Source organism: Paenibacillus sp. 7516, from assembly GCF_002272715.1.
GTDB lineage: Bacteria > Bacillota > Bacilli > Paenibacillales > Paenibacillaceae > Paenibacillus > Paenibacillus illinoisensis_A.
Map to the genome: position 1 here is coordinate 839,950 of NZ_NPBI01000006.1, position 15,155 is coordinate 855,104.

Annotated in this window: 17 protein-coding genes; 2 read left to right on the forward strand and 15 right to left on the reverse strand. The window is 48.0% G+C overall.

Going from position 1 to position 15,155, the window contains the following annotated elements; genetic code table 11:
• Nucleotides 1–76 precede the first annotated feature (76 nt).
• Entirely contained in the window at nucleotides 77–478 is a 402-nt protein-coding gene (locus CHI14_RS30290; RefSeq protein ID WP_095287679.1) for a hypothetical protein, read from the forward strand.
• 79 nt (nucleotides 479–557) lie between these two features.
• Here the strand turns inward: CHI14_RS30290 and CHI14_RS07105 are convergent, their stop codons facing one another.
• The gene (locus tag CHI14_RS07105) at nucleotides 558–893 is read right to left on the reverse strand and encodes a four-helix bundle copper-binding protein (protein WP_095287680.1); all 336 of its coding nucleotides are present in this window, start codon (nucleotides 891–893) and stop codon (nucleotides 558–560) included.
• A gap of 67 nt (nucleotides 894–960) precedes the next feature.
• Entirely contained in the window at nucleotides 961–2,019 is a 1,059-nt protein-coding gene (locus CHI14_RS07110; protein ID WP_095287681.1) for a CobW family GTP-binding protein, read from the reverse strand.
• Between the two features lie 170 nt (nucleotides 2,020–2,189).
• Here CHI14_RS07110 and CHI14_RS07115 point away from each other — a divergent pair, with 170 nt between their 5' ends.
• Nucleotides 2,190–2,708: a MogA/MoaB family molybdenum cofactor biosynthesis protein gene (locus CHI14_RS07115; protein WP_095287682.1), complete on the forward strand. Its 519-nt coding sequence runs from the start codon at nucleotides 2,190–2,192 to the stop codon at nucleotides 2,706–2,708.
• 100 nt (nucleotides 2,709–2,808) lie between these two features.
• On the opposite strand, the gene CHI14_RS07120 is transcribed toward CHI14_RS07115, so the two are convergent.
• From CHI14_RS07120 to CHI14_RS07180, 13 genes are all read right to left on the reverse strand, one after another.
• On the reverse strand, nucleotides 2,809–3,297 hold the full coding sequence (locus CHI14_RS07120) for a hypothetical protein (RefSeq protein WP_141236645.1): 489 nt from the start codon (nucleotides 3,295–3,297) through the stop codon (nucleotides 2,809–2,811).
• Between the two features lie 146 nt (nucleotides 3,298–3,443).
• Nucleotides 3,444–4,463, reverse strand: coding sequence for an acrylyl-CoA reductase family protein (locus CHI14_RS07125; protein WP_095287684.1), 1,020 nt, complete (start codon nucleotides 4,461–4,463; stop codon nucleotides 3,444–3,446).
• Nucleotides 4,464–4,499: 36 nt separating this feature from the next.
• Complete coding sequence (locus CHI14_RS07130) at nucleotides 4,500–5,153, reverse strand: hypothetical protein (protein WP_095287685.1); 654 nt, start codon at nucleotides 5,151–5,153, stop codon at nucleotides 4,500–4,502.
• Between the two features lie 380 nt (nucleotides 5,154–5,533).
• A complete protein-coding gene (locus CHI14_RS07135; protein ID WP_095287686.1) occupies nucleotides 5,534–6,988 on the reverse strand; it encodes a nicotinate phosphoribosyltransferase in 1,455 nt (484 codons plus the stop codon).
• 163 nt (nucleotides 6,989–7,151) lie between these two features.
• A complete protein-coding gene (locus CHI14_RS07140; protein WP_095287687.1) occupies nucleotides 7,152–7,715 on the reverse strand; it encodes a cysteine hydrolase family protein in 564 nt (187 codons plus the stop codon).
• A gap of 69 nt (nucleotides 7,716–7,784) precedes the next feature.
• Entirely contained in the window at nucleotides 7,785–8,588 is an 804-nt protein-coding gene (locus CHI14_RS07145; RefSeq protein ID WP_095287688.1) for an NUDIX hydrolase, read from the reverse strand.
• Nucleotides 8,589–8,646: 58 nt separating this feature from the next.
• Nucleotides 8,647–9,072, reverse strand: coding sequence for a PaaI family thioesterase (locus tag CHI14_RS07150; protein WP_095287689.1), 426 nt, complete (start codon nucleotides 9,070–9,072; stop codon nucleotides 8,647–8,649).
• Between the two features lie 304 nt (nucleotides 9,073–9,376).
• The gene (locus CHI14_RS07155) at nucleotides 9,377–9,790 is read right to left on the reverse strand and encodes a YlbF/YmcA family competence regulator (protein WP_095287792.1); all 414 of its coding nucleotides are present in this window, start codon (nucleotides 9,788–9,790) and stop codon (nucleotides 9,377–9,379) included.
• Nucleotides 9,791–10,105: 315 nt separating this feature from the next.
• Nucleotides 10,106–11,662, reverse strand: coding sequence for a tRNA (N6-isopentenyl adenosine(37)-C2)-methylthiotransferase MiaB (miaB, locus tag CHI14_RS07160; protein ID WP_095287690.1), 1,557 nt, complete (start codon nucleotides 11,660–11,662; stop codon nucleotides 10,106–10,108).
• Between the two features lie 410 nt (nucleotides 11,663–12,072).
• Nucleotides 12,073–12,645 (reverse strand): phosphate propanoyltransferase, encoded by a 573-nt coding sequence (gene pduL / locus CHI14_RS07165; RefSeq protein WP_017689107.1) that lies wholly within the window; start codon nucleotides 12,643–12,645, stop codon nucleotides 12,073–12,075.
• A gap of 200 nt (nucleotides 12,646–12,845) precedes the next feature.
• Nucleotides 12,846–13,811, reverse strand: coding sequence for a dipeptidase (locus CHI14_RS07170; protein WP_095287691.1), 966 nt, complete (start codon nucleotides 13,809–13,811; stop codon nucleotides 12,846–12,848).
• Between the two features lie 102 nt (nucleotides 13,812–13,913).
• Nucleotides 13,914–14,174: a stage V sporulation protein S gene (locus CHI14_RS07175; protein ID WP_019005392.1), complete on the reverse strand. Its 261-nt coding sequence runs from the start codon at nucleotides 14,172–14,174 to the stop codon at nucleotides 13,914–13,916.
• Between the two features lie 117 nt (nucleotides 14,175–14,291).
• Nucleotides 14,292–15,086 (reverse strand): TIGR00282 family metallophosphoesterase, encoded by a 795-nt coding sequence (locus CHI14_RS07180; RefSeq protein WP_095287692.1) that lies wholly within the window; start codon nucleotides 15,084–15,086, stop codon nucleotides 14,292–14,294.
• Nucleotides 15,087–15,155: the final 69 nt, after the last annotated feature.

A 15,155-nucleotide genomic window follows, 5' to 3' on the forward strand; every position in this document is an offset into this window, starting at 1 on the left:
TAAAAGAGACGAGAGCTGATCTGACAGTTCCCGCGGTACCACTCTAGGTGAACAACCTCGTACGGCCACATGTTATATGGCGCCCGAAGCTGCTCCGCTTGGTGCGAATAACGGCCGCATGCCGGATTACCCTCATGAAGATGCTTCGTCTTTCACTCCAAAAAGCATCACTTCGGATAACCATCTCACGGGTGCGGTTCACACAGGTCATGTCATACCGGCTTCCACCTGCTCCGGCTCGCTGTTAAGCATGATTCTGGTTACTCTCCCGATCACGGATATTCATCGTTTCAATTCATTTCCATCATTATACATATTGCTTCTGACTTTGGCAACCTGTAGGAACTATTCTCCGATGAAGGCAGCTCCGCTTCTATCATCCTGTTCTGTAGGCATCCCATATGCGGTGCATGCTTTCACGTGCTCGTCATCGCAAAAATCCCCTCCTGATTGCAACGTATCCGTACATCTGATTTGATGTACTCTGCGTCGATTTCAAGAGGGGATTGTGCCAATCCTATTCAAATCCATTTGGCCGCTCGTTCAGGCATCTATAATTAAGCTACTGCTGCCATCAAACGGCAAGCTTCTGCACATTTACGGCAAGCTTCGGCGCATGCCTGACAGTGATCGTGTTCATGTTTGCTGCATTCCGCCGCACATGCTTCGCAAGCTTTAACACAAAGTTCGCAAATTTCAGCGATGAAATCACTTCCACGCGTCATGGCTTGAGCAGCGAAGCCACAGATTTCGGCACATTCGCGGTCCAGTCGGATACAGTCACGAAGCATCGCCAGATCGTATTCTTTCAAGCTGGATATGTAACATACATTGCAAGCATTCATGCACTCCAGGCAAGCATCAATACATTGTTGATATTGTTGTTGTGTCATTTAAAGTTACCTCCCAGGCAAAGTTTGCTATGCTTCTTAATACCCAGTTCGGAGGAACCTTGAATCATCAAGCCTGATTTATGGATTCCATTTCCAGCAATTGATGGCGAATGACAGCCTGGTCAAAATGCTCACCTATGAACACAGCCACATTCGGCACGTCGCCCTGAGGCGTGATTTTCATATAGTCCGATTCCCGATACGCATACTGAAACCAGAAGCGGCTAGCTGTATCACTAAAGGAGAGAATACCCTTGGCTCGGTAAACATCCCGCGGCAATCCAGCTATAAACCGCTCAAAAGCTTCGCTGTTCACCGGTTGGTTGAAATAATGCGTATATACCATAACATGCTCATGTGATGCGTGCGGGGTGTGATGTTCATGATGATGTTCATGACTATGGCCACAACCATGCTCTGAACATGCCTCAGTATGGACGTGCTCTGTCACAGCCTTTTGATGATCCGATTCAGCTGCAGCCTGATAGGCATGCACTCCATCCCCACTTTGAAGCAGCAGATCCATGTCGACTTCACATCTCACGGCTTGAATAACCGGGGCAAAACCGTTCCACTTCGTGAGCAGCTGCTGCAGATCACTTATTTCCTGTTCACCGACCCGGTCTGTTTTGTTCAGAATCAGTACCGAGGCACAGCGAATCTGCTCCTGCATCAGCTTGAACGTCTGCCCCTTCTGTTCTTGGTACAAGCCAGACAGATGTGCTGCATCCACAACGGTAATGAGACTTTTCAACTCAAGACGCATGTACAAGGACGTCTCTGTCACGGCATCCAGAATTTCCATCGGGTTGGCTGCTCCCGTCGCTTCAATGACAATGACATCCGGCGACTCCTCCTGCACAAGATCAGCAAGCTGAAGACCCAGATCGCCTCGAACCGTACAACAGATGCAGCCCCCGAGCATTTCGGTCATGGGTACTTCAGCATCTACCACCTGACCATCGAGGTTTACCTCACCGAGCTCGTTCATGACTACTGCAGGACGCAAGCCTGCTTGCTGCCAATGTTCAATCAACTGTACAAGAAGCGTCGTTTTCCCGCTCCCCAAAAAACCTGACAATATATATACGGGTATGGACTTTTCTTTTTCACTCGTTACGCTCATTGCTATACACCTCTCTGGCTGAGCATTGTTTGAATCATTCTAGTTCTATATCTAGCGAGTGTACACCATCCTGCATTCAATGTGCAATACGGAGCAATTCTCTCCGGCGCATTGCCTGAAACTGCAGATTGGTCTATGCTATGAGAAAATGTGGATTAGGAGGATGTCTCATGACCAACTCAGTGGAACAACATCGTCAAGAAGCACCGGACAAGGTCTCTTGCATGATTGTCACCGTATCCGATACCCGCACCAAGGACACGGATACCAGCGGACAACTCATGCATCAACTTCTGACGGAGGCAGGATATGAAATTGCCGAATATATCATTACGCCAGACGAAACCGAGCGCATTCGCACCATTCTGCAGGATGCAGCCGTACGGGATGATATTGAAGCCGTACTGCTCAGTGGGGGTACCGGGATCGCTCCCAGAGATACAACATATGAAGCCGTTTCCTCCCTGCTCGACAAGGAACTACCCGGCTTTGGTGAAATCTTTCGTTTCCTCAGTTATACAGAGGATATCGGTTCAGCTGCGATTCTGAGCAGAGCCGTAGCCGGAACGATTGGACGGACGGCTGTTTTCTCCATGCCGGGCTCCAAAGGTGCAGTCAAGCTGGCAATGGAAAAAATCATTATTCCAGAGCTGCGGCATGTGATGCGCGAAATATACAAACCCGTCTGAATCATCAGACGGGTTTGTCGTTTTCTATTTAATTTTTTTAATTCATCCCATGAATGAACAAATAGTTTTAACGATGCTGCTGCTTTTCCTGTCTCTGGGATCAGTTCAACTGATTCAGCACATGCTGGAACACTTGAGCTACCTTTTCTCCATAAATATCCTTCTCCCCACCTGAAGCGGTGTATACAAGTGACACATAACCTTTGCTCTGAATCGATGTTTGGCCAAGTGCATTTTCAATAACAGCCTGCTCGTCAGAAATCCCGTACATCTCTTTCATTCGAGCGGTTCGTGTGTCCGGATCACCAAAAATGTGAACCTTCACAATATGTCGGCCGCTGCCATTCAGCAGGTACATATAGGAGATTCCACCTTCGCCATCATCTGCAGACATGTTGTTCATTAACTTGATGTCTTTGGCGGCAAAAGCTTTATCCAGCTCCTGTATCAGTGGGCCGTTTAAGCCGTGTCCCTGACTCTTGGCCCTCATATTGCCCTCTTCCGTTGCTTGCCCACTGTACACCTTTCGCTCCTGCTGAGCAGATTCATTTGAACAGGCAACAAGTGACCCCAGGCATAGTACGATCATAACTCCAGCAAACAAAGAGCTCAATCCTCTTTCTACTGCCCACCGCGTTCCTTTTCTTCCAACACGCATACGTTTCCTTCCTTTCGCACCACTTCTTGCTTCGTGGCAATCTTAGGTAGGATTAGCATGTCTAGGTGAAAAGAATCTTATTCGGTTGGTATGTCTGCCATCGTATTTACCACGGTACGACCGACCGCGCCACCCTGCAAAATGTTCTCCAGCGTCTGTGGCAGCTGTGCCCAGGTGATCTCCTGAATGCCCAGCTCTAGCGCGCGATCCGGCTTCCAATCCCCGCCAAGGAGGTTCCACAAGCGTTCCCGTCTCTCCATTGGACAATACACTGAATCAATCCCGATTAACTGAATGCCCCGTATGATAAACGGAAATACGGTAGATTCAAACCGGGATCCAGCAGTCAGTCCGGATACGGCAACTGCACCTCCATATTGAACCTGTTTCAGGCGTTCGGCCAGTGCTGGGCCAGCGGCAGGATCAACAACCCCTGCCCACAGCTGTTTGCCCATCGCTCCTTTGGCCGGGGCGTCAGCTTCTTCGCGTGTAATAACGTGAGAGGCGCCCAGATCTATAAGCAACTTCTCCTGCTCTTTCTTTTTGCCCGTACTGGCCGTTACTTCAAAGCCAAGCTTCGCCAGAATGGCCACGGCCATACTCCCAACGCCCCCGGTTGCCCCCGTAACCAAAATCTTGCCCATCTCTGGTGTAACCCCTGCCTGAAGTAAAGCATCTACCGACAAAGCCGCCGTAAAACCAGCTGTACCGATTGCCATCGCTTCCTTCTCACTGAGACCTGGTGGCAGCGGAACCAGCCACTCACTCCGTAAACGAGCGTATCTGCTGTAGCCTCCAAAATGAGACACCCCTGGCTCAAAGCCTGTGCTGATCACTCGGTCCCCTGGGGCAAATCGTCCACTTACGGACTCTTCTACCGTACCTGCCAGGTCGATCCCGGGTACCATGGGATATTCACGAACAACTCCGCCCTTTTCGATTGCAGCGAGTCCATCCTTATAATTGACACTGGAGTACTGTACTTGCACAGTCACATCTCCATTCGGCAGATCTTCTTTTTTCAACTGTTCTACAGCTGCCTTAACTCCGCCATTTTCTTGACTTCGGATGACATAAGCCGGGAATGTATTCTCCATGTAAATCCTCTCCTTATGTTTGGTATTTTTCTGATCTTAAGCTGCACTTCTTCTATCCACTACCAAATACACGAGCGGTCCAATCAGGGGTACTAACCCTGTTAATGCCCATATACGCGATCTGCGGCTGAACACGGCATCCCTATAGATTGCAATAACGGAGAGCAGTGTCAGCACAACAAAATCAATCGTCATAATATGTACAAAGGAAGATTGCCTGAATGCTTCCATATATACAGCCGGATGGCCTTGAATGAATCCGTAGCATGCCGTACCCAACGTCAACAATAAAAGTATACCATGAGTCAGTTTGTGTCCTGCAATCCGCCCAATGATAGAGCTGCGGCGATAGCCAAAATGAAGATGTTCCGTTCCCCGTCTACTCCGCTTTGGTGACGACCATGCGAAATAAGGAAGCAGCGCAAAGGCTCCCAAGCCAAAAGACAAGAGCACGAACGGCCAAACAGCCACACGGCTTCCGCGCTCGTTTGCAGGTGTTTTTAACAGGAGACATGCGAAGATCGCTGGAAAAATACCCAGCCATGAGAACACGGTCATCAACCATGCTTCCTTGTTCTGCAGCGTAATCAGCTCTTTGAACACAGGATCGCTCCCCATAGGCTTTCCAGGAGCCCAAACCCATGCATATGCCAAGAAGGCCAGCCAGATCATTCCCAAGATCCATTTCATGATGTACACCTCCCTCCCTGTTTCATCCCCCGAGGCTGCACGCTTGAAACAGAAAACGTAAGATTTTAGAATTGCTCGCGAATTGGATTCTGTCCGTGATGTCCATGTGCCACTCCTTAAGACTATGCAGATCCATAATTTCTGAACGATGTAGAATTTTGACGTATTTTACCATTTCCCGAGAAATAATGAAGCCATGTCCAACTACATTCTATCTTCAATCCTTAGTATACTGCTGCTCCTAGACCATCTGTCATGACGTTGGACACAGCCGCATGAATTCGTAAAACCAAGCCTGCAGTCGATGAACGGCTGCAGCACAAATCTGAAACCAAAAAGGCATAACCCGGTAAATATACCGATTATGCCTTCTTCCGTTCTCATTCCTCTGTAAATTGTACGTGTTCAGCAATCAGCTTCTGCTTCATGTTCCATGCGGCCGGGCTGATGTTCACACGGTAAATCTCCGGATTGAGTTTACGCAAATACTCTGGCCAGAACAGATCCATCTGTTCACGATGGTATCTGCGGATTTCATCCAGGGTAGGCAGCTCATATACTTTCAACCCATTCACAAAGATTGGTTCAAGCATATTTACCGCTTCATAGCGCGTTACGGTCTTTTTGAGATACGGGTGTAGCGGGTTGAACAGCTTGAGCGGCCCGCCCTGAAGCGGCTGTTCTTCTCCTGGATAGCAGATATAGTCTGCAATCGCTTTGCCATGCTTCGGATCAATGATCCGGAATACTTCTTTTTTGCCTGGGGTGGATACCTTCTCGGGATTGGCCGATATTTTGATCGTCGGCAGCATTGCACCATCCACTTCACGTTCGACCAGCTTGTAAACCCCACCGAGGGATGGCTGGTCGGATGCCGTAATCAGCTGTGTACCTACGCCCCATGTATCGATGCGAGCGCCCTGAGCTTTCAGGTTGAAGATCGTGTTCTCATCCAGGTCATTGGACGCCACAATTTTAACGTAATCCAGTCCTGCCTCATCCAGCATTTGACGTGCCTGAATGGACAGGTAGGCAAGGTCACCGCTATCCAGACGGATGGCATTCATTTTCTTGCCCTGGCTTTCGAGCATTTTGGCCGTTTTGATCGCATGAGGTACTCCACTGTTCAGCGTATCAAAGGTATCTACGAGCAGGGTCACCTGATCAGGCAGCACTTTGGCATAGACGTCAAACGCCTCCTGCTCACTCATGAAACTCTGTACCCAAGAGTGAGCATGTGTTCCTGCTGTCGGAATACCAAAACGTTCCCCTGCCAGCATGTTGGACGTTGCATGGAATCCGGCGACATATGATGCCCGGGCACCCCATATGGCTGCATCGGCTTCCTGAGCCCGTCTGGTTCCGAATTCAAGCAGCGTGTCCTGACTTGCCACCTGCTTAATCCGCGACGCCTTCGTTGCAATCAAGGTCTGATAGTTCATGAAGTTAAGTATTGCCGTCTCCACCAGTTGGGTCTCCATAATGGAGCCTTCTACCCGAATGAGCGGTTCATCAGGGAAAACGAGCGCTCCTTCCTTCATGGAGTGAATTGTCCCCTGAAATGAAAACTGGAGCAACTCTTCCAGAAAGACCGGATCGTAATTTTCCTCTTGTTTGGATAAATACTTGATGTCTTCCATGGTGAAGCGAAGCTGGCTGATATAGTTCACAATCCGTTCCAATCCGGCAAATACGGCATAACCGTTACCAAAAGGAAGCTTGCGGAAATAGGCTTCAAACACCGCTTTTCGTTTGTGAGTTCCATTCACCCAGTGTGCATACATCATATTAATCTGATATTTATCCGTATGTAAAGCCAGGCTAGTCGTCTGCATTTGTCTCATCCTCTCTGACTTCCGCTCGTTACACAAGTGTATCCTGTGCACTCGGGTCAACATGTGGAGACTCCTTACGTTTGTTTCTGAACATGTGTAAGGATACGAGTCTCCAGATTATTCCCTGCTCATTATTTTATTAACACCATCACTGAACGCCAGGCTAAGTCCTTGCAAGTACGGTCTCACTGGCCTTGATGACCTGAGCCCCAAGGCTTGACTGAAAATGTCCGAGTGCCCATTCATGTCCCGCCGGGTTGAAGCTGGCAACGGCATCTTCATACACCGTTATGTGAAAACCTTTGTTGTACGCATCCACTGCCGTATGCAGGACGCAAATATCCGTACATACCCCGATTAGTGAGATGTCTGTAATCCCGCGTTCACGCAGCCTGAGTTCCAGGTCTGTACCACAGAATGCGCTGTATCTTGTTTTGTCCATCCACCGAATATCTTCATGACGTTCCTGCATCACCTGTGCCAGACGGCCATATAGCTGCCTTCCTTCAGTCCCTCTAACATTATGCGGCGGGAAAAGAGCCGTTTCCGGATGGTACGGATCACTCTCTTCATGCAGATCAACTGCCATGATGACTTCATGCTTATTATTACAATATGCTTCCGTTATCGCGGCAACTGTCTCCTCAATCTCTACCGCGGGCTGGCCTACAGGCAAGGATCCGTCTACGAAATCACGGGTAAAATCAATCACAATCAGTGCTTTCATCGTCCACACTCCCTTTTGAGAATAGGTTGGGTTGATCCAGATACACTCCTTAATGATAAACTTCCGAAATTAAGTATATATCGACAGACGGGGTACAAGTTCCGTGAAACGATAAAGCTGTGCCGGACGCTGTGAGTACTGGTTGGAACTTAGCAGGTTCCCTTCTTCGTCTCGTACCTCTTCCACAATCCCTTTTCGACTGCGAGTGGAAGTGATTTTCCGAATGAAGTTTGGTTCTTCAAAATCAGGTACCACACTCTGAATCACCTGGTACAATTCGCTTAACGTAAAATCACGAGGCAGAAACTGTCTTGCAATCGTTGTTTCCAGCATCTGCTGCTGTATGCGGCGATATGCATCCTCAATGATTGTCCGGTGATCAAAGGCAAGCTCCAGCTCCTGCAATGCTTCCTGTATGGTAAACAGGCCCACATCTTCAGCATCATCAGCCGCCTGGCGATGTTCCAGCATCCATTCTTCTACAAGCGCGAAAAACGCATGGGAGATAATCCATCCCCTCGGATCACGCCCGGGTTGACTATATACATTTAAATATTCCAGATGTCCGCCGTCGACACCGGTCTCCTCCATTAGCTCCCGCTTAGCAGCATCATAGATGGACTCATTTTCCTGACAGAATCCACCGGGCAAAGCCCAGCGACCTGCAAAAGGCCAGCCTTTGCGCTTGATCAGCATCACTTTTAGTTCACGAATGGGAAGTGTCTTGGTTACCGTCTTGCGTTCTCTCTTGGTTAAGGTGAACATCACGATATCCGCAGGAACGCCATCGGGGGTACGATATTTCTTGGAACTATAGGCAAGTGCTGCCTGTTCATCGTTCTCTTCATTGACGTGTTCGTAGTTTTCGCTCATGGGCACCACCGACTACTTTCATTTTGATAATCTCATTATGACATAATAATATCGTTTGTCAACCTTTGGATTCTGTACTTGGCGTTTTTGATCGTGCCACACGGAACGTGGCTGTTGCCATACATCCTAATGTACCTGATACATCACGAATTTCCGCTTGGGCGGTGAGGCTCCGTCCGGCTTGGTGCAGCACCGTTGCTGTCACCATTAACTCCCCCTGTTTCATCGGTGCCAGAAAATGTACATTTAGATTGGTCGTCACGCAGCTGTCCACGGCCATCGCTGCTGTCGCTACCATCCCCATCGCTTGATCCATCAGGGAAGTAAGCACTCCGCCGTGAATAATCCCCATCGAATTCGTATGATGTTCGCCAGCCGTTAATGCGATCTGTACTTCCTTTTCATCCCCTTTGATATAACGACAACCCAGGAACCCCCAGAATCGTTCATTGCCCTCTTCGACCATTTTATCCAAAATATCCATTTTCCATTTCCCCTTTGTTGCACATTAATGTTATCGACTAAGTTGTCTATATTTTTCATTGTACTTGTAATCTTGCTGCTGACTCTCGGATGCTATCTCATTCATATTCATACCGTTGATCATTACTAATAAGCCTGCTCTTGCCAGCCTGGTCTTATTCCTGTATGGCGTTCGTCAGCATACACGCACAAAAGAACCCCACTGCGTGGAGCTCCTTCGAAATGTATTTCAAGATCGATTGTGTTAGCTCCCTGTTCCTATAAGTCAAAAAAGGCACGGACCGCGTCCGCACCCTTCTTGTCCATTAACCGCAGCTGGTCGGAGGTGAATCCGTGCCTGCCTCCACATTCACTTTTTCGGAAACGGTATCCCGAATGACAGAGATGACAAGTTGAAGCAGGTAGTTGATATCGCTTTGGCTCTGCTGGAACTCGGTTACCAATGGGATGCTGTCCAGCTCATCCTGCAATTCTTCAATTTCCTGTTCAATTTTGCTGACCATCTCTGCATTTTTGAAGCTTTCGAAGGCAACGATCTCCTTCTGTTTCTTCTTGATTGTTGCAATCAATTGCTGGATACGCTCATGATCGCGAATTTTGGACTCAGCCTGTTGGAAATGTCTTACTTCCTCGCTTGTGCCGAGCATATCAGCCAATTCTTTGGCTTTTCCCATAATGTCGTCGCGTATGACCAGATTGCGCGTATCGTAGGTAGGCATTCCATAATGGTTGTACTGCACTTCTTCTTCCTGCGCCACTGAAATCGCTCCATTTCTATGAGATATTATAAGATGAATTCCTAGCAATATTAGCTCCAAACGTCGGCTAATTACCGCTACGGTTACGGATCGTTCTTCCGATCGCTGTTGTCCCCAAGTTTCCCTGATTAAATTTATCAAATGTTAGAACTACGGGACAAAGGCGAACGCTACCGCTTCTACAGAATCGATTCCGTCCCCTGCGCTACTTTCGCTGTAACGTCCAAAACCCAATATCAAACCACACTAATTCATCTTATTCGGTTGTGTTGTGTATTACTGATTAGCGGCTACCGGCTCGGTGAGCAGGTTGCCACGGATATAAAAAGTCATCGGATCGGTAATTTCCACGTTCACAAATGTACCAATCAATTCTTTGGGTCCTTCGAAATGTACCAGCTTATTACTGCGTGTACGTCCTGCAAGAACGTTGGAATTCCGCTTGCTCTCGCCCTCGACGAGCACTTCAACGATCTTGCCACGCTGCTGTTCATTGCTTCTGTGGCTGTATTCGTTGATGGTTTCATTCAGGCGTTTCAAACGTTCCTTCTTTACTTCCATCGGCACGTTATCCTCCATCACCGCAGCAGGCGTACCTTCGCGAGGAGAATAGATAAAGGTATAAGCAAAGTCATACCCTACTTCGCGCACCAGTGACAACGTGTCTTCGAACTGCTCATCTGTCTCACCTGGGAAACCAACGATAATGTCCGTGGTCAGAACGACATTAGGGATGGCTCTCTTAATCTTATCCGCCAGCTGGAGATAGTGTTCACGGCTGTACTTACGGCTCATGCGCTTCAGCACTTCTGTGCTGCCAGACTGTACTGGGAGGTGGATATGTTCCACCAGGTTTCCGCCCTTGGCAAGCACTTCAATCAGTCGATCATCGAAATCCCGTGGATGACTGGTTGTAAACCGTACACGCGGAATGTTGATTTTGCGAATATCGTCCATCAGGTCACCGAAGCTGTATTTCAGATCCGTAAAATCCTTGCCATAAGCATTCACATTCTGTCCAAGCAATGTAATTTCCTTGAATCCCTGTCTTGCCAGCTCACGAACCTCGGCGATTACATCTTCCGGTCTGCGACTGCGCTCTTTGCCCCGTGTAAACGGAACGATGCAATATGTACAGAATTTGTCACAGCCATACATGATATTCACCCAGCCGCGCATGCCTTCACGTTTCTTCGGCAGGTTCTCGATAATGTCGCCTTCCTTGGACCAAACCTCAACAACCATTTCCTTGCTGAAGAGTGCTTCCTGAATCAGATGCGGCAATCGGTGAACGTTATGCGTGCCAAAGATCATATCCACAAAGCCATGCTTTTGCATGATCCGGTTCACGACACCTTCTTCCTGAGACATGCACCCGCATACGCCAAGCAGCAGTCCTGGACGCTCCGTCTTCAGCGTTTTGAGGTGACCCAGCTCACCAAACACCTTATCTTCCGCATTTTCACGGATGGCACATGTGTTCAGCAATATAATGTCCGCCTCTTTGCGGTCCTCGGTTGCCTGATAACCCATGGATTCCAGGAGTCCCTTAATGGTCTCGGAATCATGCTCGTTCATCTGACAGCCGTACGTGTATACGATATAGTGTTTGCCTTTACCAATCGTTTTCAGTTCGTCCGGTACTGCATTCTCATAGAGCACCTGAACGTCTTCCTTACCCCGTTGTTTCTCCTGACGATGATTAGGCTCCGACTTGATGTTGATCTCACGGCCCCGAATTCGAATCTTTTTGCTGAATTCATCTTGCGAAATTACTTTGGCATCGGAGAAATCAAAATACTGGGAGTAATCCTTTTTTGAGTCTTTAGCCATTTCCTTCGGTCACTCCTTACAGCCTCTATTAATAAAAGTTTCAAGTTCTTAAGACAACACGCTGCATCAGGCAGTTGTATATACGTTCGATATGAGCAGCAACCTCTGCAAAAAGTCACCATCTCATATTTCTGACTTCGTTATCTCTCTTGGATCCTTATCGATTTCATGCAATCTGCACCAAAAGAGCATTACATCAAATTATAACATGAACTGGGCTGTAATTCCACATTCCAAGCCGCTATTGATTTAACAATCCTACCATACAAACTCTGCGTTATACGTGACGCAAAATACACAAAAACCCGAGCACAAATCCCTTCGCTGTGTAAAACAGCTTACCAGGATGTACTCAGGTTTTTTAAGTTGCTCCAACCGAAGAAAACTCAGTTGAATGTCGGTTCATTTGATTAGTCGATGATTTCAGCAGTGTCGCCGTTACGAGCTCCAGCAGCATTAGCTTCATCTGTGTCAATATGCATGTCCAATGCGAAAGAGTCGGATACACGAGCCAGTACATTTTCAAGTACCAGACCACGATCTCCGCCGAGGCGAACTTTCAGCATTTGTTTGTCTTCGATACCCCATTTGGCAGCATCAGAAGTATGGAAGTGGATATGACGGGCAGCAACGATAACACCTTTATCGATCGTAACTTCACCAGCCGGCCCTTTGATCGTAATGCCAGGTGTACCTTCAATGCTTCCGGACTCACGAACAGGTGCCTTAACGCCAATGGCGAAAGAGTCTGTCATCGAGATTTCCAGTTGTGTCTCAGGACGCACAGGTCCAAGGATACGCACTTTATCAAACTGTCCTTTGGAACCGATGACTGCTACTGTTTCGTTCGCAGCATATTGACCAGGTTGGGACAGAGGTTTAAACTCAGTCAATTCGTAGCCTTTACCAAACAAAATTTCAACGTGCTCTTGGGATACATGAATGTGACGGGCAGATACGCCCACAGGTACTGTTTTACTCATCGTGAATTTCACTCCTTGTTTATCTGTGGCCTACGATTAGGCTCTTAACAATCCAATGGTATTATACCCCTTTTTGACGTGAAATGAAAACGAACTGGTGAAAATTCATGAAATACACTTATTTCAGAATCAATAATATCCTTATTCTGTAAAACAATCTGTATTCATTGCTGTGCTTTCGCTGCTGTAATTGGTATTTATTACAAATTCCCTTCAGGCAGATGTTTCCCAAGATAACTCATAGCATTATCCCAAAGCCAGCAGCGTACCAGCTTCTCATCGTAATGTTGGAGAAGGGTTTCGATCAGCCTCGGATATTGGCCTGTGTGTTCAAGATCTTGAATGTATGTGGGAATTCCATCAAAATCCGAGCCCATCATCAGGTGCTGCTCCCCGCCAAGCGAACAGATCTGTTCAATATGAGGCAGCAAATGTTCGATTCTAACTTCTCCCTCCTGCTTCACAAACCAGGGAACAAACGTTAGCCCAATTCGCCCTTCCCGTGCAATGATAGCCCGGATCTGGTCATCCTTCAGATTACGCACATTCGGACAAACCGTATAGCTGTTGGAATGCGAAGCAATAAACGGACGCTCACTCAGCTCAGCCAGCTCCCAGAATCCTTTCTCCGTGAGATGTGACACATCCAGCAGCATGCCAATCCGGTTACAAAGGCGGACCAGTTCCCTGCCCCTCTCGGTCAATCCGGCTCCGCGCTTCTCCAACACACCATCAGCTGCCCAGTTGGCATAATTCCAGGTGAGCCCTACTATCCTTACTCCCATTTGGTAACATAGCTCTAGATAAAACAGGTTCCCCTCGAGTCCGTCTACCCCTTCCAGCGTCAACAGCCCCCAAGGATTATCCGTTTGACCGACATCGCCAACCTGTTCCCGCCATAATAATTTGTTTACGCCCCCAAGCCGTTCAGGGCTTTTCTCCACACGTGTGCGATATACTTCCAGCTGACCAACCACATGTTCAAACTTACCCCTGCCGAGTACTTCAGGCAAGTAAATGGCAAATGCCTGCAACCCCACATTCCCTTGCTTCATCCGCTCCAGATTGACATCGAGTGCTGCGCCATCTTCGAAGGACAACTCAGATTGCATCAACATTTTGCTAAGCGCATCACAGTGAAAATCAGCTACTTGCCACTTGGTCATGATTAACCCTCCCTATGTAATCCCTATTCTTATTTAGCCTATAGGCAGAATGCAAAAAAACCTGTCTACTCTGTAAACAGGTTCAATGCATAATCACATGTATTATCTGGGCTCCACAATCAGCTTAATGGCCGTTCGATCCTCACCGTCTATCACAATGTCTGTAAAAGCTGGAATACAAATCAAGTCAACTCCGCTTGGTGCTACAAATCCCCGGGCTATCGCTACCGCTTTAATGGCTTGGTTCAGTGCTCCCGCTCCAATGGCCTGCAGTTCAGCATTTCCACGTTCACGAAGAACTCCTGCAAGTGCGCCGGCTACGGAATTGGGATTGGACTTTGCTGAAACTTTTAATACTTCCATGGTAAGTACCTCCCTGGGAATGTTGAATGTTTGTTTCCACTTACTAGATGTTATTCGCGGGAGGTAAAAAAATTCCTTCTTTTTAGACGGGTTTCCTTGCAAAATGGGGCAATACCCCTATTCCATGCGCCACTCGTCTTCCATCAGTCGTATTTTTTCAATTTTGGTTGCTGCACCTGTAGACTCGTTAATTTCAACAAATACACCATGGAAATGCCACTTGCCGTCATCAACTACAAAACGTACTGGCAGCTGGGTGTAAAATTTTCGCAGTACCGCTTCGCGCTCCATTCCGAGGATTCCATCACGCGGCCCGACCATGCCCGCATCCGTCAAGTATGCTGTGCCACCAGGTAGAATACGGTCATCATTGCTTTGTACATGTGTATGTGTACCTACGACCAGTGACGCACGCCCATCCAGATGCCAGCCCATGGCAATTTTCTCGGAAGTCGCCTCGGCATGCATATCGACCAGTATGCATTTATGATCCCGGCGCAGTTCATCCACAATCTCATCCGCAACGCGGAATGGGCAATCAAGTGCGGGCAAAAACGTACGACCCTGCAAATTCACGATCGCCAGCTCCTTGCCTTCACCTTTGACCACCGTGTATCCTCTGCCTGGTGTTCCTGGTGGAAAGTTGGCAGGTCGGATCATGCGTGGTTCGTCATCTATAAAATCAAAAATGTCCTTATTGTCCCAAGTATGGTTGCCAAGCGTAATCCCGTGCACACCCCAGTTGAAAAATTCGTTGGCAATAGCCCCCGTGATTCCACGGCCAGCTGCTGCATTTTCCCCATTTACAATAACCACATGTGGTTTATATTTCGTCTTCAGATATGGCAAGTTCTCCTTCAAAGCCTTACGTCCTACATTACCCACAATATCCCCGATAAACAGCACTTTCATTGCATTGCCTCCTTCATTCCCCGCAAGCTTAGCTTGGTGTAACCAGCATCAAGTCTTTGCGGCATCCCT

What these genes read in the sequence shown, in the direction of transcription:
- CHI14_RS07175 (WP_019005392.1), bottom strand. Translation starts at nt 14,174, where the DNA reads ATGGAAGTATTAAAAGTTTCAGCAAAGTCCAATCCCAATTCCGTAGCC.
- CHI14_RS07115 (WP_095287682.1), top strand. Translation starts at nt 2,190, where the DNA reads ATGACCAACTCAGTGGAACAACATCGTCAAGAAGCACCGGACAAGGTC.
- CHI14_RS07155 (WP_095287792.1), bottom strand. Translation starts at nt 9,790, where the DNA reads ATGCCTACCTACGATACGCGCAATCTGGTCATACGCGACGACATTATG.
- CHI14_RS30290 (WP_095287679.1), top strand. Translation starts at nt 77, where the DNA reads ATGGCGCCCGAAGCTGCTCCGCTTGGTGCGAATAACGGCCGCATGCCG.
- CHI14_RS07145 (WP_095287688.1), bottom strand. Translation starts at nt 8,588, where the DNA reads ATGAGCGAAAACTACGAACACGTCAATGAAGAGAACGATGAACAGGCA.
- CHI14_RS07110 (WP_095287681.1), bottom strand. Translation starts at nt 2,019, where the DNA reads ATGAGCGTAACGAGTGAAAAAGAAAAGTCCATACCCGTATATATATTG.
- CHI14_RS07125 (WP_095287684.1), bottom strand. Translation starts at nt 4,463, where the DNA reads ATGGAGAATACATTCCCGGCTTATGTCATCCGAAGTCAAGAAAATGGC.
- CHI14_RS07140 (WP_095287687.1), bottom strand. Translation starts at nt 7,715, where the DNA reads ATGAAAGCACTGATTGTGATTGATTTTACCCGTGATTTCGTAGACGGA.
- CHI14_RS07170 (WP_095287691.1), bottom strand. Translation starts at nt 13,811, where the DNA reads ATGACCAAGTGGCAAGTAGCTGATTTTCACTGTGATGCGCTTAGCAAA.
- CHI14_RS07180 (WP_095287692.1), bottom strand. Translation starts at nt 15,086, where the DNA reads ATGAAAGTGCTGTTTATCGGGGATATTGTGGGTAATGTAGGACGTAAG.
- miaB (WP_095287690.1), bottom strand. Translation starts at nt 11,662, where the DNA reads ATGGCTAAAGACTCAAAAAAGGATTACTCCCAGTATTTTGATTTCTCC.
- pduL (WP_017689107.1), bottom strand. Translation starts at nt 12,645, where the DNA reads ATGAGTAAAACAGTACCTGTGGGCGTATCTGCCCGTCACATTCATGTA.
- CHI14_RS07120 (WP_141236645.1), bottom strand. Translation starts at nt 3,297, where the DNA reads ATGATCGTACTATGCCTGGGGTCACTTGTTGCCTGTTCAAATGAATCT.
- CHI14_RS07150 (WP_095287689.1), bottom strand. Translation starts at nt 9,072, where the DNA reads ATGGATATTTTGGATAAAATGGTCGAAGAGGGCAATGAACGATTCTGG.
- CHI14_RS07135 (WP_095287686.1), bottom strand. Translation starts at nt 6,988, where the DNA reads ATGCAGACGACTAGCCTGGCTTTACATACGGATAAATATCAGATTAAT.
- CHI14_RS07105 (WP_095287680.1), bottom strand. Translation starts at nt 893, where the DNA reads ATGACACAACAACAATATCAACAATGTATTGATGCTTGCCTGGAGTGC.
- CHI14_RS07130 (WP_095287685.1), bottom strand. Translation starts at nt 5,153, where the DNA reads ATGAAATGGATCTTGGGAATGATCTGGCTGGCCTTCTTGGCATATGCA.